General features: G+C 67.4%; 11 protein-coding genes. 4 read left to right on the top strand and 7 right to left on the bottom strand.

Annotated elements, in window-relative coordinates; all coding sequences use genetic code 11:
- Positions 1 to 320 precede the first annotated feature (320 nt).
- From AB0I21_RS54495 to AB0I21_RS54485, 3 genes are all read right to left on the bottom strand, one after another.
- Positions 321 to 1,427, bottom strand: coding sequence for a hypothetical protein (locus AB0I21_RS54495; RefSeq protein ID WP_360573500.1), 1,107 nt, complete (start codon positions 1,425 to 1,427; stop codon positions 321 to 323).
- Positions 1,428 to 1,623: 196 nt separating this feature from the next.
- Positions 1,624 to 2,700: a site-specific integrase gene (locus AB0I21_RS54490; RefSeq protein ID WP_360573498.1), complete on the bottom strand. Its 1,077-nt coding sequence runs from the start codon at positions 2,698 to 2,700 to the stop codon at positions 1,624 to 1,626.
- Positions 2,697 to 3,164, bottom strand: coding sequence for an AbrB/MazE/SpoVT family DNA-binding domain-containing protein (locus AB0I21_RS54485; RefSeq protein ID WP_360573496.1), 468 nt, complete (start codon positions 3,162 to 3,164; stop codon positions 2,697 to 2,699). Before AB0I21_RS54485 ends, AB0I21_RS54490 begins: the two co-directional genes overlap by 4 nt.
- Before the next feature lie 1,000 nt (positions 3,165 to 4,164).
- Between AB0I21_RS54485 and AB0I21_RS54480 the strand changes: the two genes are divergently transcribed.
- Positions 4,165 to 4,503, top strand: a complete 339-nt coding sequence (locus AB0I21_RS54480) for a hypothetical protein (protein ID WP_360573494.1) — start codon at positions 4,165 to 4,167, stop codon at positions 4,501 to 4,503.
- 260 nt (positions 4,504 to 4,763) lie between these two features.
- Here the strand turns inward: AB0I21_RS54480 and AB0I21_RS54475 are convergent, their stop codons facing one another.
- Positions 4,764 to 5,546 (bottom strand): hypothetical protein, encoded by a 783-nt coding sequence (locus tag AB0I21_RS54475; RefSeq protein WP_360573492.1) that lies wholly within the window; start codon positions 5,544 to 5,546, stop codon positions 4,764 to 4,766.
- Between the two features lie 39 nt (positions 5,547 to 5,585).
- Positions 5,586 to 5,744 (bottom strand): hypothetical protein, encoded by a 159-nt coding sequence (locus AB0I21_RS54470; protein ID WP_360573490.1) that lies wholly within the window; start codon positions 5,742 to 5,744, stop codon positions 5,586 to 5,588.
- A 239-nt stretch (positions 5,745 to 5,983) separates the two neighbouring features.
- Between AB0I21_RS54470 and AB0I21_RS54465 the strand changes: the two genes are divergently transcribed.
- Genes AB0I21_RS54465 through AB0I21_RS54455 form a run of 3 tightly spaced genes read left to right on the top strand, consistent with a single transcriptional unit; the run spans position 5,984 to position 10,768 of the window.
- Complete coding sequence (locus AB0I21_RS54465) at positions 5,984 to 7,357, top strand: hypothetical protein (RefSeq protein ID WP_360573488.1); 1,374 nt, start codon at positions 5,984 to 5,986, stop codon at positions 7,355 to 7,357.
- The gene (locus tag AB0I21_RS54460; RefSeq protein ID WP_360573486.1) at positions 7,354 to 9,150 is read left to right on the top strand and encodes a glycosyltransferase; all 1,797 of its coding nucleotides are present in this window, start codon (positions 7,354 to 7,356) and stop codon (positions 9,148 to 9,150) included. Before AB0I21_RS54465 ends, AB0I21_RS54460 begins: the two co-directional genes overlap by 4 nt.
- Positions 9,137 to 10,768, top strand: coding sequence for a hypothetical protein (locus AB0I21_RS54455; RefSeq protein WP_360573484.1), 1,632 nt, complete (start codon positions 9,137 to 9,139; stop codon positions 10,766 to 10,768). Before AB0I21_RS54460 ends, AB0I21_RS54455 begins: the two co-directional genes overlap by 14 nt.
- A gap of 407 nt (positions 10,769 to 11,175) precedes the next feature.
- On the opposite strand, the gene AB0I21_RS54450 is transcribed toward AB0I21_RS54455, so the two are convergent.
- Both AB0I21_RS54450 and AB0I21_RS54445 read right to left on the bottom strand, forming a co-directional pair.
- Positions 11,176 to 16,344, bottom strand: coding sequence for a DUF3883 domain-containing protein (locus tag AB0I21_RS54450; protein WP_360573482.1), 5,169 nt, complete (start codon positions 16,342 to 16,344; stop codon positions 11,176 to 11,178).
- Positions 16,345 to 16,434: 90 nt separating this feature from the next.
- Entirely contained in the window at positions 16,435 to 20,697 is a 4,263-nt protein-coding gene (locus AB0I21_RS54445; RefSeq protein ID WP_360573480.1) for a hypothetical protein, read from the bottom strand.
- Positions 20,698 to 20,809 lie beyond the last annotated feature (112 nt).

Below are 20,809 nucleotides of genomic sequence, written 5' to 3'. Positions count from 1 at the left end.
AGGCGATTCCAGCATTTCCGACTACCGTAACGCCGCTGACCTGCGATTCCCTCCGCGCCCGTGCCTAGAACAGCCGCTCAGCTGCGGAACGCGGGATTAAGTGATGTGTCCCGTGGCGGAGAAATCCAGTTCAGCGAAGGAATCATCGTGAATCCTTGGGCAAATTGCCGGTTTGCCGATAGTCGTGGCGTGATTGACGCCAGGTTGCCGAAGTCCGGTGCCGTCGTGGCGTTCGTGCCATATTCGAAACGTTGGCATGGATCTGCGTCAGAATCTAGTTAGCCAGCAACTGATGCGAGGCGCAACCCTCGCACCGGCACCTACGCGAGACGGTTCTGGTGGGCGCGGGCCTGTGCGCGTACGGCCTGCCGAAAGGCGGTGCCGATGTCGGCCGTGACGTGGTCCGCCCCCTCGGCGGCGTCAGACTCGTAGTACTTGTTGTAGAGCAGCCAGCATCCGCGGATGCCAGCAAGGAGGTCTTCGAGGAGGTCTCGGGCCGGCCGTCGGGGATCGAGCGGGGTCAGCCGGATCGTCGATGGTGCGGGCGGCCGGCCAGGGGTTCTTGAGTCGGCGTCAGCTTCGATGACGGCGTAGGCAGCAGCGCTGTCCAGCGGCAGTTCGCCGTCCGCGATGACCATCGCTTCTTGAACCAAGGACAGGACTACGTTCGCCGGCGTCCAACCGTCGTCGATCATTTCCAGCACGGCGGTCGGCGTGGTGTGGGGGAGAGCTTCGATGTTGTCGGCCGCACGTACGGTCGCTATCGCGGGGATATCGGCAAGGTCTCCGACGGTTGCGGCTGCGGCTGCGAGCCAGTGCGCTGCGGCGACGGCGGCTGCCGTCGGGTCAAAGTGTAAGAACAGATCGTCGGTTCCCAGAGTGTGCTCATCAAGGAGCCGGTCAGCCGCGGCGACCTGTGCCGGTGAAACGTCTTCGCGCGTCATGGTCACTGCCTGTTGGGCGCGGCCGCTGACGTCACCACACTCCGCCTGCTCGACGGCGGTGAGTTCCGCCTCGACGTCAGCGATGACTGCCCTGGTCAGGTCGGTGTCGTCGATGTCGCATAGGGCGCGACCGACGAGGTGAGCGGACTCTTCGACCAGATCATAGGAGACGATCAGGGTCCCGCCATCGTCGGGCAGGTTCGGCTCTCGAATCGCCTTCGGCACGAGGGAGAAGGAGTCGCGGGTCTGCTGGCGCCTCCATCCTTCCGTGTTCGGCGCCGTGCTGGATAGCGCGGAAGCGGGATGGGTGTAGCAGCGCCACAGGTGTCGCGAGAGGCGGCTCAAGGCTTCGGCCAGAACAAGCCTTTGCAGCAAGGTGGCCGTTGCCGGCAGGCTGGCGACCGTCCGCGCCGTCTCGCCGTAGCCCGCCTCCCAGCAGCAGATGAGTTCCTGCCGGTCATTGTGAACTGCGTAGCGCGTCATCGTCGTGTGACTCCTTCAACGGGAGAGGTCGGCTCGAAGTGTTGACGCTGGGACTCGTCTTGTGAAGTTGGCCAGGGTTAGCCACCAGGTGGTGCGCTCCTGGAGCGACGGGTCCGGGGATTGGCGAACCCACCGACTTGTAATCGGAAGGTTGGGGGTTCGGCCGGTGAGGCCGTCCCCGGCTCGGTAGGCGTCGTCACGGTTGGTCCCGGTTCCCCTCGCGCGTGATGGAGGCGCGGGCAACCGCGACCGGACCCGATGCAACTGACGGCGCAAGGGGATGAGGCTCGCCGGTCAGCGCTGCGAGCGCGGCGGCGACTTCGTTGAGTGTCGCCCGAACATAGGTCGCGGTGACACTGGCATCGCCACTCATGTGACCCGCGTACGCTTGCGCGACCGCGTAGCCGAATTGGCGCTCGACCCATGTCAACGTCGTATGCCGCAGCCAGTGGGTGCTGATCTGTTGCGTGATTACCCATGGGAGCGCCCGTCCGATGCGTTCCCAGAGATGGTCGTATCGGCGTCGGGAGATCGGCCGTCCGTTGCGGTAGCGGAGAACGGGAGTACCTGGTGCAGCCTCGCGTTCCTCGATGTGGCGCAGCAGGTGACCCATCAGCGTGGGGGAGACCGGCTGCCACCGGACTGTCTCGCCTGTCTCCTTCAACAAGATGAGGCATTGCTCCGAGTCAAGGTCCGCCGGCAACAGCGCGAGCGCGCCGCCTCGGCGGCATGCGGTCTCGGTGTGCAGGCGCAACAGCAGCGTGTCCAAGTTCGGGTCGGCGCCTGTGGTGCTTGCGACCTGGTTGATCTCTGCCAGGCGCGTATCGGCGATTGCCCGGCGAGTGCTGGGTAGCCGCCTTGGTTTCTCCACTTTCTGGGCGGGGTCGTCGGCGGCGGTCAGGTACCCGTCGGCGACGGCTCGCTTGTAAAGGCAACGCAAGGCAGCGATGAACAATTCCGCAGCACTGCGGCCTCCGCGTGCGTTTCTTCTTGCCACGACGTTCGCCTTGATCTGCTGAGCCAGGCGTTCGATCTCAGATGGAGTCACCTCGTCCAGAGGCCGATCTCCCCAATGCTCCACCAGCCGCTTCCAATACGAGCTGTAGGCGCGCTGGCTGCCGCTGCCCACTGCATCAGCCACCACCGGAACGTACTCGGCGAACGTGGGTGTCTGTCGACGGTCCCGTGCGGCCTGGTGCAGGTCGGCGGGGGAGACGCCAAGGCGGTCCAGCAGCAGCAGGGCGGCGTCGATGTCCGCACGTGCGGCGGTCATGTCGCGTCACCGCCCAGCACGGCACGGTGACGATCGGCGATCATCCTGTCGAGGGCGGCCGGAGGATGAATCACCAGGCGCCGCTGGTCCGGTTCCGCGGCGATCAGCAGGCGATCGGCCGGCGAGATTGCGCAACGGCGCCGGACAACGGCCGGAATGTACAGGTGACCCTGCCGGGTGACCGTGAAGACGCCTCGAGGGTTGGCGTCGACGAGCAGGAGACCGCCTTGCTCCTGTATGGCGTACCGCGTGCCGGGCTTCCAGCCCATCACCCGGACTATGGCCTGATCGGCGAGCCTGCCGTTGCAGTCGATCGCCGGCATGGCGTAGACCGTCTGACGGGTCCGCCGATCGGCGAACGTTGGCAGCGGCAACGGGCCACGGATGGGTCGTCTCGAAGCCGCCTGACCGCTGGCCGTGCTGGCAACGGAGGCCGGGACGACTGCGGGCACGATGCTGGTCATGGATGGCACCGCCGTCCAGCTGAGTCCAGCACAGCTGCTTGGATGGCGTGTTCGAACGTGCTCGAACACTGGTGCGTCAGACAACGCAGGGATGCTATGGGTTGGTGTCGAAGGGGGGACGTGGGCCCCCATTTGTGGGATACGTGCGCGAAGCACGTGTCCATGCGCGAATTTTAGCAATCGTCATTCGCTGAATCAACTGCGGATATCGGCAGCTAGAAGGTGGCCTGAGCGGTGTTCGCTGTCGATGTATGGCCAGTTCAACCGGCCTGTCGGTATGGGCGTGTCCAAGCGGCGGGTGGACCCGTATCCATGGATTGCATGCGCAGATCTACGCTTGTGCGTTCTCCGATCATTGGTGCGGGTGGGTCGGCATAGTTGCATAGAGGTCGTACGGGGCCTCGCATCGCTCCTGACCCGGTCAGTGCGGAGTTGATTCCTCGAGTGCGCAATTAGGCCAATAGGGCATTCGAGCGCGACGGTTCCGTCGAATCGGAAGCGCTGTGGGGGCGCGGATCATCTCCTGCGCCCAGGCGACGGGTTCGGCGCCGACCAGTTCCCTGTGTCCCTCGCGCGTCTGTCGGTTGCTGAGCTTGGTCAGGGCCGACGCAAGCTCGGCGCAGGACTGCGCGTCGGCGGTGAGCAGAGCGCGGGCGGATGGTGGCGGCAGCCTCGGCGAGTTCGGATGCGGCGTCGTCGTTGCCGATCGCGAAGTGCGGGTCCGACTCGCGGCGGGTCGTGAACTCCACGAGCGACGAACGGTTCGAGCGAAACATCGAGTACGAAGACCCTCCAGAATTCTCAGCAGCCCCCGCGGCGCCGCGCATAGCTGTGGACCTGCTCAACGAGTCGACGGCGCTCTTGCCGCGACCGTGCGGACCACGCCTGCCAGAAGAACGTCGCCGGCGAAGTAGACCGTCGCCAGCCGGCGACGGTTGATGGTTTCGGTAGAACCGGCGTCAGCAGGCGCACCGCGCCTCCGACGCCGAGGAGAACCGTCATGAAACTCAAGACCAACCCGGAGGACCGCTCCGGGCGGCCCGCGCGGCGGGTTGTCTCGCTGGTCGCCGCCGCCGTGCTAGGCACCGCCGTCGGTGCGGCGGCCCTCGCCGCGCCGGCGCTCGCGGTCGACCCCACCCAGTGCAGCAAGGGCTACAACAACGCGAACACGGCCTGGGGGACTTGCACCGGCGGCGGGGACTGGCGCGTCGTGACCTGGTGCTGGTCGACGGGCTCGACCAACTCGGGCTGGTGGAGCTGGCCCAGCGGCACGCACACGCAGTACTCGTCCTGCCCGAGCTGGAGCCACGTCACCAACATCATCATCGAAGCCCGCTGACCGTCGCGTGGTGACCGCGCGGCCCGGTGCGGTCACCACGCCGTCGTCAACCACCGAAACGAACTGCTAGGTCCTCCGTGGCGATCACCGCGAGCCGACTTACGGCCCGGTTCTCAGACTCCAGGACCTCGTCGCGCGGGCGCGGTACACGTCGAGGCAGGAATCGATCGACATCGAACCACTGGTGAGAGCTGCTCCGGCCAGCGCAGCGCAGCAACGCCTCGACAGGCTCACCTGACGGCCCGCGCCGGGGCGTCGCGTTACGCGGACTCGTCGCCGCGGCATCCGGGTGGGCAGCGCTCCGTATCACTCCAGTCCGTGCGCTGCACGGTGGCGGGCTCGATCGGCGGCTGGCTCAACTCACCGCGGACGGCGAGGCGGAACTGCCAGATCGCCACCGCATACGGGTGATAGACCTTGTGATAGTCCACGCTCTGCAGCCCGGTCCCCGATCGCACCGCATCCCGTACGGCGATCATCGCCAAGAATGCGGTCTCGGCCGCGGCGACCAGTGCCGGGCTGGCGGTCATCAGCATCTGCTCCCGATAGGCGTAGATGCCGCTGCGGTGGACGGTCAGGTTCGCCACGCCAACGAGGTCGGGCGACGGCCCAGCCTTGGACACTGCTCGCAACCCGTTGTGCGCGGTGTCCAAGGCGAGCGCGAACTCTATGCAGAGGGCACGCAGGTCCGTCGCGGTCGCCTTCACCGGATCGGTTGTGGTGCCGGGCCGCTCCATCGATCCGTGCTGTGGTATACGGTTGTGGACCCGGGCCTCGCGAACGGCGTCGCGGACCGTCTCCCAGCGGGAGAGCCATTCCAGGGGACGGCCGCCGCAGGCCGTGATGTATGCGGCAACGGTGTCCCAGGCCGCCAGGTGGTCTCCGCCGGCCGCTTCTGCCAGGGCGGTCCGGGATCTCCCGGTCGTTCGCGCCATCTGCAGGTATTTTGGATTGCCGGCGCTTGCCCGCAGCTGTCGCAGGGCGGCGGCGAAGGACTGCACCGGGCCGGCTGCCGTGTCGAGCGGACGCTCCCGTCGAGGCATGCGAACCGTCCATGAAGAACGTTGAGCGATGGGCATCTATTACGACAGTATCAGGCCCTCGCGCTGCGTGAAGCTCCGCAGAGCTACGACGCGCACGATCCGGTCATTACCGCGCGGCGGACCGGAGTCGAAGGCGACGAGGGTCAGGTCGTCCCGTGACACCGTCGGGTACGCGATCAGCGCCTGGGTCAGTTCCACCGCGCAGCGGTCGATGTTGTCCTGCTCGCGCTCGACGGCGCCGCAGCGGCGCCTGCCCCGGTCGGCGTCGGTCCGGGCCCCGATTGGGGTAATGGGCGACCACCTGCCACGGCACCCGATGCTGATGATCCAGTGGCGTCTTTAGGATCGGCCTCATGGACGACCCGCTCGGCGCATATGATCATGCACGCCGATGGACCCTGAGCGCGGCCGCTCTTTCCCGCCCCCATGATCAGGCCATGGTGTCGGTCCATGAGCGCCTGCATCACGAGTTGCAACATACGACCTCCTGGGGCCTGCTCACACGCTTCGCCAAGGATCTCGCCGAGCACGGCGTCGCCCCTGACCGGCTGCTTCGGCTGTTCCGGTTCGGGCGGGACCGGGCTCGTCAGGTCCACGAGGTGTACGCCACGACGCTCTCGGTCAAGGACGACCCGCACGGGCAGGAGTTCCTCCATGAAGCGCCCAGCTACCGCGATCACTACGAGCGCGGTCGTGCGCTCATGGGCGGGCTCGACTTCGACGCCGGCCGCTTCGTCATGGACGCGCTGCTGCGCTGTTGCATGGCACCGGCCGCGCTGCTGCCGATCATGCGCAACGGGTTCGACACGTTACGCATCGCTGATCTCGCCGGTGATGACGTCCTGCCGGACCAACGGCTCGAACGACTGTCCGCAATGCGACTGCCGCCGATGTCCCCGGACGGCCTGACGAGCACGTCGAGCCCCGCGGAGCTGGACGTGTTCTACGACTCGGTGGCCCGGGAACTGAACGGTCTCGGCCTGCCGACGCTGGACACCGCAGGCCGGCGGGAGTTTCTGGGACACCTGCTTGACGAGATCGAGCGGCTCGCGCCGAGCCTGCGGCAGCGGATCGAGATCGACGAGGTGCGCGAGCCCGTCCCGGACGACATGGAGGAACACGAGCGGGAGGTCCTGCTGCTGCGTGACGGCGGTGCACTCCCGGTCGAGGTGGTGCCCGTGGCCGACCTGGCCGAGCGCGCCGCCGACCTGGTCAGCCACCACCCCGCCCTCGGCGCCCACGTCGTGGTGCTGTGGGTCCGCGCCGACCTGCTCGACCGGCAGCTCAGCTGGCCGGGCGCCCTGACCGGTAAGAACGAGTTCGTCGTGGCCGTCGCCGCTGCAGGTCCGGCAGCCCGGGTCTGCCGCTTCCCGGTCGCCGAGCCCGGGCCGGTCCTCAGCGCGTTCACCATGCCGACGGTGTGCCTGTCGACTGCGGCCACGCTGATGAGCGCCCCGGCCGAGGCGAGCCCGGCGGGGATCACCCGGCTGTACGCCCTTGTCGACCGGCCGGTGCTGCCCTTCTTGCTGCGCGAGGGGCCCGTGGCCTGGAACGTCGGCCGCATCAGCGGCCCGCGCCGGCTGCACCTCATCGTGTACGGCGCCAGCGCCTTTCCCGGCGTCGTGTGGTTTCAGATCACCGGCGACGCCGGCCGGGCCTACCTGCTGCGCTGGCTCCAGTCACGCGGCGAGGACGAGGCGCCACGGCGGCCCGCCGAGTTCAAAGGACTGCACGACGAACTCGACGCGGTCGTCAAGCACGTTCTGAGCACCTGGTACGTAGTGGGCCAACACGAGGAGAAGGCATCATGACCGGGCCGGGCATCGCCGACCGCATCGCTACAGCAACGACCGCCGCAGTCGACGATGCGGGGCTGATTCGGATCGACGAGGCTGCCGTCGCGGCGTGGCTCGACGCGTTGCACATGACCGATCCGCACGCCCGGGCCGGCACCCGTCAGGTCCTGCTGGAACTGCTGGAGGAGGCGGTGGGAGCGCCGCTGGCGATGCGCGTCGGGGCGTGGGAGGTGTCGTTGCCGTGGCAGCGGATGCCCGGGCTCGTCACGTCGGCGCTGCTGGCCGGGGCTGTCACAGCAGCCGGCGTCGACGACGTGCCGCTCATCGTCCTCGCCGCCCTGGTGCCACTGCTGTTCACCGTGCAGAGCGCGGACCTGCAGCCGGAAGGCGACACCGTCACCGCCACGCTGACGTCGCCGCTGGGCACACCCGACCAGCGCAGCGCCTGGTGGCAGCGTCTGCCGGCGGACCTGAGGCACGAACTGACCCTCCAGGAGCTCGACGGACTGGTGGAGCGGCTGGAGCGAGCCGGGGCCCTGCGCGATGACCACTTCGCCCACACCGTGCGCCCGGCGCCGTCGACCGGCATGCCACACCGGCCCGTCATTCTCGCCGTCGCCGACGAGTGGTTCCCCGCGCACGGTGGCGTCAGCTCCTTGAACCGCCGCCTGTGTAAAGCGCTCGCCGCCGAACACACCCGGGTGTTCTGCCTCGTCCCTGCGTTCACGCCAGAAGAGTTCGACGACGCGCGGGGTGCCGGCGTCGAACTGCTTCGTGCCGCACACCTTCCCGGGCGACCACCGCGGACCGCCCTCATGCGCCGCCCACCGCTGCCGCCCGGGGTCGTGCCCGACGTCGTCCTCGGCCACAGCCGGCTCACCGGCCAGGAGGCGAAGGCCGTCACCGAGGACCACTTCCCGGCAGCGACTCGGCTGCACCTGGTGCACATGTCACCGGACGAGATCGAATGGTTCAAGGTCGACCGCGAGGACGACGCCGGCGAACGCGCCGGGAACCGGACCGAGCTCGAACTCGACCTCGCCCGTGGCGCGGCGCTGATCGTCGCCATCGGTCCCCGCCTGCACGCCCGTTTCGAGCGGGACGCCCACGCGGTGCCCGGCGTCCCCCCGGTGCACCGGCTCGATCCCGGCTTCGACGCCGACGACCGGGACCGTGAGCCGACCCCCGGCTCGCCGCTGCAGGTGCTGGTGACCGGCAGGATCGAGGATGCGCCGCTGAAGGGACTCGACATCGCCGCGCAGGCCGTCGGACGTGCGGTGAAACTGCTCGGCGTGCCGGACCTGGGGGTCGAGATCCTCGTCCGCGGGGCACCCGCCGGCACGACGGCCGAGCTGCGCTCGGCCGTCCTCGCCTGGGCCGGCACCGCCGGCGTCTCGGCCACCCCACGGCTGTTCACCACGGACGCCGAACTCCTGACCGCCGATCTGCGCCGGGCGGTCCTGCTGCTGATGCCGTCCCGGGCCGAAGGATTCGGCCTCGTCGGGCTGGAGGCGATCGAGCAGGGCACGCCATCGCTCATCAGCGGCAACAGCGGACTGGGCCTGCTGCTGCGTGAGGTCCTCCCGGCACGACTTGCCACACAGGTCGTGCTCCCCGTCCGGGACGACGCGCTGGACGCGGAGGTCTGGGGCGCCGCCGTGTTCTCGGTCCTGCGGGACCTGCCCGGCGCGTTCGCCACCGCAGCCGAGATCCGCGCCATCATGGCCCGGCAGCGCACCTGGGGCGGCGCCGCGAAGCAGCTCCTGCAGGCGCTCCGGCACGGTGAGGCGCCTGATGTTCCGGTGTGAGGCCGCCGGGTACGAGGTCGAGGCGACCAAACGGGTGCTGGGCGCCTTCGACGGCCGCGACCGCCGGGACCTCAACGTCTACGCGCTGCCGGACCGGCCGAGTCAGCTCCTCGTCTCGATGCACGAGATGCTGCACCACGAGCTGCACTGGTCCACAGGCTGGGGTCTCATGGCGGCGATGGCCGGCCTGCTGAGCGAGGCGGACCCGGGCCTGGGTAGCCTGCGACGGGTGGCCGCCGCCGCCAACGCGGCCTGCCGGCAGGTGCACGAGGTGTTCGCGACCACCATCTCCTGCGGCGTGGTCGGCATCGAGCAGGGACGCCGCCTGCTTGACGAAAGCCCCGTCTACCGCGCCTACCTGGACGAAGGACTCCACCTGGGTGGCTCGGCAGACCGGTGGCCGTGGCAGTTCCGGGAGTCCGCGGCGCAGGTGCTGCTGCGGGCGGTCATGCAGCCCACCCAGGTGGCCGAGTTCGCCGAACGTGGACTGGAGCACCTGCGGGTCAAGGACGTGTCCGCGCCGGCGGCATACCGGCCCGACACCGTCCTGGCCGCGGTGACGGCGGAGGCGGGCATGTGGTGGGACACCGTATTCGAGGAACTGGCCGTCGAATATCCCGACCGCGGCGGCGATCGCGGCGGCCCTTGGGGCCGATCCCTGCCCGATGACCCCGAGGCCATGGAACGCCTCAAGGCATGGGAGGAGACGGTCCTCATCCCGCGGCTGAACGCCGTCGCTGTGCACCGCCTCCGCGGGCAGGGGATCGAGGTCCTGGACGAAACCGGTTATCTCGCCACGGTGGACCTGCTCCGGCGGTCGTTTCTCTCGCTGGCGCCGCCGGACTGGCAGGTCGAGGTCCTGACCGAGCAGCGCCGCATGACCCAGGAGCCGCTCGGCGCCGAACGCGAGTCCATCGTCCTGCACGCCACCGCCGCGACGGTGTCGATCATCGACCAGGACGAGCTCGCGGAACGTTCCCAGGAGTTCTTGTTCGATCCGCCGCACTCGGACCCGCACGTGCTGGCGCTGTACCTGCCCCGTCCGGTCCTCATGCGCCAGTTCCCGCGGATCGGTGACCTCGGCGCCGCCGGCCCGCCGATCCTTGCCCTCGCTGGCCGGCCGAAACGCACCGGTACCGGCGGCCGCGACGTGCCCCTTGCGCTGATGAAGGTCGGGCTGCGCCCTCGGCAGCTCGTCGAGATGTTCACGAGCCTGCCGACCGTGCTGCTGACAACCCTTACGACGACACGTGAACAGGACAACCAGCAGGCCGTCCTCGAGCTCGACCGTGTCTACGTGCTGCTGGACCTGCCACTCAGCTTGCAGGTCAACGCCTGGGTCACTGACGGCTGGACCGTCCGGTTCCGGGTCCTGATGCTCGGCACCGAGCACCCACTGAACCTTGTGGTGTTCGAGCTGGATAAACTGCCGTCCTGCTGCTTTCTCAGCTACCGGGGCGACGCCGGCTTCAGCGAACTCACCCAACTGCTCGACCGCCATCCCGACCACCTCCAGCCGGGACTGACCGTGGACACCACGACCCAGGCTGCGATCGGGTCGATCACCTCGTGGCTGATGGCAGCGTGGTGGCGGATCGACGAGGTCGAACACGGATAGGACCATCTAGGGCCAAGTATCGCCCGACATCGCTCGCGAGCCACACCACCCTCGATCCATGCATATGCAGGTAGTATTCCGGTGTACGGCGATGACCAGCGCCGCAACGCCCGAGCACGGTCGGTCCCGAGCGGCAGCCCAACCCCTCACCCGAACAGGGTTCCACGATGTCGACGTGAACCCGCCGGTAGCGGTCGCCGACGCGCATCTCCTCGACGTCGACCTGCTGTCCCCGGCAGTGTCGGGATTGAAGCACCTGGCCGAGTGTGGCTGGTGCCAGCAGCGACTACAGGCTGCCGACTTGCGGTGCCCGTCCACTCCGATGCGATCGACCTGTCCGCGATCACCCTGGATCTCTTGTTCTAGAGCGCTGGCCTTGTGCTCTGGCCACTGTGGCCTATTACGGCTCAGCGGGTGGGCAGTTGAAACTGCAGGCGCATGCTGCGGCCGGCCACGCGGTAGAACTCGAAGCCGCCGGCGGCCAGCGGATTCGGCAGGATGTGGAGGCGGCGGCGGGCCGGGTCGAGGGCGTGTGTGACGAAGGCGATCAGGTACTCCTCGTCTGTGGCGAGGGTCTGCGCCCGCCGGACTTCGGACTCGCCGAGGGCGATCTGGAGTGTGGCGTCGATCGTCGCCTTGACCTCGATGAGGATGCGCATTTCCGGCGAGTTGACGAGGAAGTCGTAGCCGAGGCCGTCGTGGCCGTCCTCCGGGAACCGGGTCCGGCGGTAGCCGGACTTCCAGGTGGTCTCGGGTGGGTAGCCGAACTGATGTTGGATCCATTCCCCGACCAGGAGTTCGCCGGCGAGGCCGATCCTCGCGGTCACCTCCGGCGGCGCCGTTGTGGCGCGCCAGCCCCCGCCGCCTGCCGCGCCGGGACGGGCGGGGTCACCCGGCGGTGCGGCCGGCAGCGCGATTGGCCGAGGTGGTGTCGCTAGGACCTCGGCCGGGACGGCAGCGCGAACGGCATCGACGAACGCCTGGGTCTCCACCGCGTCGTGGCCGAACTTCTTCACGCCATAGGTCGTGGCCACCGAGGCCCGCTGCTGCAATTCGGTGGCCTGGGTCAGGCGTTCTTGGGCCTTCGCCAGATCCTCTTTGGAGAGATCCAGGAGCGCGGCCTTCTGCGGCATCGTCTCCGGCCACTGATGGTGGGCGTGCAGCCAGTGGATGACGTGGTCCTGGGTGAGCCGGCGAAAGTCCATGCTGCCGTCCGCAGCCATTGCGGCGGCCACTGCTGAGGGTGCACCGGGCCGACGGGTGCTGCTTGTCGTGGAGCGGTGCAACCATGCTTCCACCATGATCCGGGCAGCCGTCGTCTCGCGTATGGCGGTGCGATGGCCGGCCTCCCTGAGCTCCGTCACGGAAGGCAGCCGTACCGTGAGCGGCGCGGGCGCGGGACAGACCTGGTCGAGCCACTCCGCGACCCGTTGGTCGAGCACAGGATCGGAGAGATCCCAGAAGCGATCCAGCCACTCCGGGTCGGTGCCCAATCCCGGGAGATCGCGCAGTCGCAGGTAGTCCGTCAACGGTTCGCCGCGCTCAGCCGCGGCGAGGTGTCGGTTACGCAGCTCGTCCTGGATCTCGGTGCGGTGCTGCTGGAGATGGGCCGCGAACTGTCGAATGTGCCCGTCGCGGTTGTGCAACGGCGGCAGACCCACGGCGCGGAACTTCGCGTTCGCCGCCGCGAGGGTGACGCCCAGCTTCTCGATCCTGATGTGCGGGTCGTCCTCGTCAGCGAGGGTGAGGACGGTGTCGGCATCGACGCCGTGGCCGGCCAGCCAGGCGCGAAGGTCTTCGCGCCCGTCGAAAGGCGCGCGGCGGTCCCGCAGTTCCTCGGCGACGTCGGCGTCGAGGACAGCGAGGACGGCGACCACCGCAGAGTGGTCCGAAAGGTGGCTCGTGCCGTCGAGGACCAGTGCCTGCAGATCCTCGATCGGTACGCGCAGGGCCTGTGCGATGTCGACGGCCTCGGGCTGCTGGTCGGCGCAGATTCGCTGCAGGTCGATAAGGGCCAGCTCGAGCGAGCGTTCCACCTGAGGGAAGCCGGCCAGTTCAGCAAGAGCCCCGCACGCGGCGCGCAGCAGCGTCCATCGGTCGGTGCCGGCAGCTGCGACGACGATGCGCGGCCTGCCGTCGACCTCCATCAGAAACGACCGAGGAACTGCCCCAGCTCCGACCGGGTGACCGCCGACCCTGGCGGCGATTGAGTCTGCGGCGGCGATCTCGCACTGGCCGAGCCGCCGGCTGGCGAGTGCGAGTTGCTTGGTGCCGACCGTCGCGAACGAGTCCTGCTGGAACTCCACCGCTCCGAGCACGAGCAGGTGCAGCCACCGCCCGGCAAGGTCGTCAAGGCTCAGGTAAGCGAGGTCTGCGGCAGGCTGGCCGTCCGCGATGACTTCGATGGTCACCGCAGACGTGCGAACCAGCCGTTTCGGTCCGGACCGCTGGAGGAGGTCGTGCACCTGGGCGGCGAGCCGGTGCTTTCTGATCGCGAGCATCGCGACCGGCGTCTGGCCGAGGAGCCTCTCTTGAGCGACTCCTCTCTCATCGCGGACGTACACCGTCTCGCCCTCATGATTCAGGTCGGTCACGCCCAGTTGGGCCAGCCGGGAGACGATGATTCGATGCGGGGGCTCGGCCGCCGTGCCGAGGTCCTCCCACGCTTCCTCGTACGCTTTGCGGACGCTCGGTGGGATCGGGCCGCCGGACGGCGAGCGGTGCCGCGCCACCAGGTCGGTGAGTTCGTCCAGGCGGCTGCGCGCGGTGGCCGGGTCGTCCCAGAATCGGACGCCAACGCGGGTGAGCCGCGCCAATACGCGCGGTGTCGCCAGCCCGCGCAGGCTCGCCGGCGGGGCCGGCAGATAGTCCGGCGTCTCCGCTGCACGGAGCCACCAGGCGCGGTCTGGTGGCACGAAGCTCAGCCGCGTGCGATCGCCGGGAGCGGTCTGCGGGATCCAGTCAGCGGTGGCAAGGAACGCCGCTGCGAACGTCGGCCAGGCCGGCCGCGTGGCATCGCTGTCGCGGGCGAAATAGAATTCCAGGGCCGAGTCCGGCCAGGCGTCGAGTCCCCGCAGGATCAGCTGCGCAAAGAGGCGGCGTGCCTTGGGATCGAACTTCGGCCAATCCTGCTGGGCGGGGAGGCACGCGACGTTGGTCGTCGGCCGGTAGTACACCGTTTGATGAAGCGGCCCGCGCCGGGGCCACCTCACGGCAACCTCGCGCCAGCGGCGCTGGTCGTCGCTGGACACTGGGATCGATATCAGGTGGCCTACGGTCGTGGGATCGGCGACCTGCGAGCCCGGCAGCGCCAGTGCGCTCGATCGGACCCAGTTCGGCGTAAGCCCATGGCGAACGCCGGCTGCCTCCAGGAACGATCGCCACCGGTCCGAGTCGATGTCGCCCAGATGGGCGGGCCCGATCGTCGCGTCGCCGATCCGCCGGACTTCGACCGAAACGTCGCCCGCCGCAACCACCAGCTGCGCGAGGCAAGTGTCGGTTTCATCGGCTGAGCCGCCCCAGCCCGGCCCAAAGTTCGCGGTGTTCGCCGCCCGCCAGCCGGATCTAGTCGGGACCCACAGGCCAGCATTGCGGACGACCTCGGGACTCATCTCGCGCGTTGCGAGACGCCAGATATCGAATGCGAACTCCAGACACTGTCGCAGCGTCTCGGTCTCGCCCGGATCGATCGCCTGCATGGCCGAGCCGATCAGGCTGAGCACCGTGTCCGTCCGATACTCCCGGACAAGATTCTTCGACTCCAGCCAGACGCGACCTGAGCGCCTGCGCCGTTCAGTCGTCAACCACGGAATGCCGGCGAGCATGAAGGCCAGCCGTGTTCGCACGGCAGCGGGCGGCACAGGGGCACCGGCCCCGTCATCGTCGGTCGACCTGACGAAAACGCTTCGTTCGCCACCCGGCGAGACGAGATTCCCTTCGTCGTCGATAAGGACCCTACGCTTTTGCAAGACCTTCTCGTCGAGCCGTTCGGCTTCCAGACTGTCGTAGAACTCGGCCCACACCTCCGGCTCCGCTCGGCGGCTCGCCAGCGCCTCCGCGACCGCCTCGGCGAAGGCGGCAACCTCCGCCGGGGTCGGCTGCATCGCGACACCGAGATCACGAGCCAGCGCCAGCAACCGGCCTTTTCGCGATGCATGAAGCGCCGTGTCGACGATCGGCACGATCCCTGTAGCGGCCACTGCCTCCGCGGCAAAAACGGTGCCCCGCCCCGCCCACAACTTCGCAACTGCCACGCCAGCACGGCCGCGATCCAGACCGAGCACAGGCACCAGTGCAAGCCTGGCAAGGCCGACGCCGATCTCGTCAAACGCCTTCTGCAGACGGGGCAGCTTCGCCCTCGTCCAGCAGACGAGATCGAGGCCTACCTCGCCCGGCAGGCTGGCCGGGTCGGCGACAGCCTGGGCGCAGAGCCGGGCCACCTCGTTAAGGAGCATGTCATTCAGGGGAACCGAGAACGAGAGGCTCTCGCGGTCGAGCTTCGCAAAGAACGGCGCGTTCACGAACGCCGGCATCGGCGCCGGCGCCGCCACGCCCATCGGCAGGAAGGTGTAGAGCCGTCCCTGCTCTAGCGGGCGATCAAGGGGGACAGCGACGCATACCTCCGCGTCGCCCTCCCAACGCTCCCATCCGGAGTTCAGACCGTTGTCATTCCGGCTCTGCAGGATGACCCGGACCATCTCGGACTCAGGGACAGTGCGCCGCAACAGCAGATAGGCGGTGCCGTCGACCCACACCTCCTCAACCGCGTCGGTAACCAAACGACTCGATCGGGTTAGCTCGTGTGTGCGCTCGGCGCCGTCAACCGTACGCAACCGCACTGCAATCCGTCCGACGCGTTCCAGGAAAAGATTGAACGGCAGATCAGATGACGAAATCTCGGCCAGCTGCTCCTCCGCCCGCTGCCGCGCCGCCGCAGAACGCAGGACGAGACGCACAACGGTGGCGAACCCCTCCCGCTCGAACTCGGTCACGCTCACCGGTGTTTCGTCCATCGGAACTGTGACCTTGAGGGGCGAGATGTTGGCTCGCAGTTCGTCGGCCAGGTTCGGTCGGTCGCACACGACTCGCGCAGCGAGGGCATCGAAGTCGGCTGGGCCAGCGAAGCGGAAGCAGAATCCGTCGAAAGCTGGCGAGTCCTGGGCGGACCGGCTGTAGACCTCGGGACTGTCCGACAACTGCAGGACACTCTTGAAGCCGACACCCTTGTTGCCAATACCCTGGTCGGGACGCTTGCTGCTCATTGCAATGCGGCACATCGAGTCGAAATCGTCCGGAGTCACCGGCTGCCCGCCGTTGGCGACGTAAAGCACTCCGAACTCGTGCTCGTCCTCTACGAGAAGGAACTCGATCCGGCCGTCCCGACGGTCCGCAGGATGAGCATCGTGTCCGTTCTGCAGCAACTCGACGATCGTCCGCCCGTCGTAGTCGGCCGCGATGATGCCCTGAATGAACTCCTTCTGCTCCCGCGTGGCCGGCTGCCCCAGCCGTTCGCCCGCCAGATAGAGCTCAGCGATGGTGTCTGCCTGCCGCACGATCCGGTCTCGGAAGTCGCTCACCACCTCAGGCTGCCACAGATGCTTCCAGCGTGGTGGTTGCGTCGCGGCGGCGCCGATCGCTCACCGGCGTTGGCGGGGTGGCTGACTGCGTCAGCGGAACATGTCGTCCATGCGTTCGGCCATGTGTATGGCCTGGTTCCAGCCGGCGCGTATGAAGGTTTCGAGGAGTTTGCGTACGGCGGTTGTGCATTCGGGGTCTCCGAGGACGAGGTCTCGATGGTCGGCTAGGTATCGGGTGATGAGTTGGAGGACGGCGTCCACAGCGAGTGGTTCTTGGGCGTAGGCGTGGTCGTCGGCGGCGGATCGGACGGCGGCGATGAGGACGGCTTTGGGCTGCTCGGCGCTGATGTGATCCAGAGTCTGGATGATGTGATGGGTAACGGCTGGGTGGTGGATGTGGCCGTAGGCTTCGAGTAGCGGGACTGCGCGCTCGGCGAAGCTGTTTGGTTTGCCGCGGGCAGTGCGCGACGTTGCCGGTTTTTTGTCGTCGAATGCTCCGCTGGCGAAATACAGCTGTTGTGTGGCGTGGTGGGCGACGACGGCGACGTTGCTCGCGGCCTGCTTGAGTCGTTCATCGGCTGTGGTGGCCTGCGTGACCTGCTGCCAGATGGCGTGTGCTTGTTCGAGTGGCAGGGCCAGCAGCGCGAACGCCTGTTCCTGCGTCTGGTCAAGGGTTGGGTCGGCGGGATTCAGGTAGTCGCGCAGCCAGGAACATACGCGAGACGCCCGATTGGGGTGGTTGGCCGGCGATGACAGCCAGGTTTGGATGGTGCGGCTTGCGAAGGCGGTGGATTCGGTAGTGGCGAGGATGGTGAGGGCGCCTACCGCTTGGTGTGTATGGTCGTTGCCGCCAAGGGCATCGTCACCGCTGGTGTCTTCGGCGAGCACGGCCCACTGGGGGGAGTTGGCCATGTTCTGGAGGATCTGATCCATCGCGGCGGGTTCGGATCTCAGGTAGCGGTTGGCGGCCGTCACGATGAGTTGTGTGAGGATGTGCTTGTCGGTTTCGGTGATCAGCCGGTGTCCCAGCTGGTTCCGGAGATCGTCGGGTTCCTCGAAGATTGCCGTGATGGCGTCGAGGCTCAACAGTCGGTAGACGAGGCTGTCGGAGTCCAGGAGTGGCTGCACGAGGCGGCGCAGCTTGTGCCCGTGCACGGTTCGCCAGGCAGGCTGTCGCAGGAGGGCAGTAAGTCCCTGTAATGCAGTCGTGGATGGGGTAACGGTATAGGCCCCGTTCCAGTCGCTATCGGCCGCATCGCCGCGGCGTGTTTTCGCTACTGGAGGGCATGCCGCCGTGAGTGCACCCAGCATCTGCTTGCCGAGGACCGAACCAACGTCGACCTGGCGTGATCGGGCGAGTTGGAGCGCCGCCTCAAGCAATGTCCGATGTGCTCCCCCTAGATCGCTACTGCCATCAGAGGCGGCGATTTCGGCGTGGAGCCGTAGCCAGCTGGCCGGGAGTCTGTGGCCGGCTTGCTCTCTGACGGTTGGGTCGTCGTGGTTGAGTTGGCGCAGGTGCTCAGCGACCTCGTAAAGCGCTGCGGTGAGCGGACCATCTGGTGTCGGCGAGTCATCTGGTTCTGGTTCCCAGGCTGCGTCCGGTGCCCTGTCGGGCTCCGGCATTTCCGGAAGAATTGATAGTGGCTGGCCGCTGGCTGTCATCTCGGTGAGGTGCCGCTCGACGACCGGGTCGCTGACCTTCGTCCGGTCGAGCGCTGCAACGAGGATTTCCCTCCGCCTTTGCTGCCGGGCGTTCGCACGGTTTCTCCACCCCGGGTCGTCTGCGTCGTCGCTGTCGTCTGGTTCTGGTTCGGTCGCGGCAAGGATCGCTGCCTCGACGGCTAGGTGGTCTGTCGGGTCGATGAGGTCCGAAACCCGTTTGGTGAGGTGCCCTGCGTAGATCCAGGTCTCGGAGCTGGAAAAGAGGGCCTCAGAGGCCAGCGCGGGCGCGAGTGCGAGTGCCAACGTCGGCGATTCGGCAGTAACTGCACGGTGAAGGAGCGACTGCCATACCTCGGAGTGGGTCAACCCGCCGATCAGAAGGGCGGCAACGGGGCCTAGAGCCGTCGATTGTGGCGGCAAAGAGGTCTTGTCCTGCTGGGCACTTTCAAGATCTTCGGACTCTGCGAGGCGGCCGAGCGTGTCGACCAATGCCGCAGTCATGGTCTGCGCTGCGTCGTGTCCTCCTGAGTACCGCAGCGTTTCGCCGAATCGAATGTGAGGCTGGGCCGCCGACGGTCTGCTGTGGTTCCACCGGAACATCCGTGGGGCTTCGACGACGCGGATGAGCAACCTGGCGGCGGCCTCGGGATCAACAGCGGCGACCGCCTGAAACTTGGTGCCGATGCTGTAGCGAGCGGTGTCAAGATCTTGAGCCCGGGTGCTGGTGAGCGACATGATCCTGCTGTCGTTGATGCTCGTCTTCTCGGTGCTGGTCTCGTCGAACTCCCATATGCTCGCACCGATTTCCACGGCGAGGTCCGGCGCTTGGCGTGCAATATCGGGGAGACGGTCGACGAGGCGTAGAACAACCGTCGTTCCCCAGGCCTGCATTGTGGAGCGTGCGATGACGGCAACGGCGGCAGATGCGGTCGTCGCAGCGTCGAGGACCACGGCGATGGCGAAGATGCGGCTGCTGACATCAGCAAGCTGCCTGCGAGATGCGTCATGCGGGTCGCGCAGCGCGACCGTCATACAGGCGGCCGCGGCGCGCGTCCAGTGATGTGCAGCTGGCGTGTTCGGGGCCGGTTCGTTGGTACCGTGCGCTCGGCCCAACAGCTGGGCGGCGAGTAGCGCGAGATCGATGTCGTCACGGGTTTGGGCGAGACTGGCGAGATCGTATGCCGCCGCGCTGACTGCTTCAAAGGCTATGGATTTGGTCGTGCTGTGGACCCCGACCGCAGCCGCGACCAGGAACATGAGTCGTTGCGCGCCGGGTGCGGTACAGCGGCCGCCGGCGGAGTCGGCCCCGGTACAGGCTCTGGTGAGGTGCCGCAGGTCATCTGCCGACGCAAGGTGTTGAGCGGCGACCGAGGCTGCGGCGGCAGCGGCCAGTTCATGGCCCGCATCGTCAGCGGCGAGTCGTAGGGCGAGCTGCCAGAACGAGGTTCGGCTCGGGTCAGTGCGCCACGAAATCCCCAACCGATAGTCAAGGCTTGGCCGGACGATCATCGAAAGGTTCGGGTCATCATCGAGCCTGTCTGCCAAACTGTCGGCAACTGTGACGTCCCCCAAGGCGAGGACGGCAACCGCATAGTCGAACAGGACGGGGTGGGCGAGCGCGATCGGCGGGTTCGGATAGCCAGGCTTGCGCGGCAGCTCCCGCACGACGCCGTCGCGGATCAGTTCGCGCAGGGCGGTACGAGCCGCTCCATCGATGCGCAGCGTGGCAGGATCGCCCACCTGCTGGCGACGGTCAGTGACCATATGATCGATGGTCGCCCGCAGAGCGCAGGTGCGGTCATAGCTGTTCCCGCCGTCACCGGTAACCCGGTACAGCCAATATTGATCCAAGAGGTCGATGCGGCTGGTAACCAGATCGAGGCCGGTGAGCAGGCCCGCGGCCAGAAGTTTCCCGGCGATGTCGATATTGAAAGGATTCGCCATGATCTGCCGCACCCGCGGGTCAGCTGCCTGAATAACGCGAGCCATGTGGGGACTCGCCTTGAGCAAGGGGCCGAGTTCTTCCTCGTCGAGGTCTTCGACAAGGAGGTGCCGGATGTCGTGAAGGTCTGGGTCTGCGTGCTGGGCGTCGACGGGCTCGCCGCCGAACATCTCCTTCCAGCGGCGCCCTTGCCGCAGGTCGAAGCTTCTGATGCTCGCTACGATCCGCCATCGTGTGCCCCGCAACTGGCTCGCCAGGTGTGAGAGCCATCCAGAGGCATCGGCGCCCCGAGTCTGATCAAGTCCATCGAGCAGCAGCACTCCGCGTCTTGGCCCCGACCAGCCGCGCAGCACCTCGACCAGGTCATGTCGCAGATTCAGCTCCTGTCGGGTCTGTCCTGCGGAACCCCGCAACTCGTCCGCCCGCAACACGACGAGATCCGCTTGACGGCCGATCTCCGACGCGTATGCGGACAGCAGAGCGCTCTTGCCACTGCCAGGAGCACCAGTGATCGCCACATTTCCGGCGGCGACCCCAAGAAGCGGCTCGACGGACCTGGTGAGCGTGACCGGTCCGTCCGGTGTGGCGATGCTGACGTCAGCGGCCAGCGACTGGAGATTCTGAGCGGCCAACCGGCGAAGTCGTTGGACGTCAGGTCGGAGCCGGGTCGGCGCTTGAAGGTGGAAACCTTCGCCCTCAAGCGCGGCGACGAGTGCCTCGCGATCAACCCACACCTGATCTTCGGCCATACGTTGGCACATGGCCGCTAGGGCGCGTTTCATAAATTTGTGCAGGCCGGGTGAAGTCACGGCGTGGCGGTGATCGAAATCTGAAGAGGTCTCCGGTAAATGGTTCAGCGAC

The organism is Dactylosporangium sp. NPDC050588 (assembly GCF_040654975.1).
In the GTDB taxonomy this organism is placed as follows: domain Bacteria; phylum Actinomycetota; class Actinomycetes; order Mycobacteriales; family Micromonosporaceae; genus Dactylosporangium; species Dactylosporangium maewongense.
Note: the sequence above shows the minus strand (reverse complement) of the source record. Positions and strands in the feature narration are given on the sequence as shown.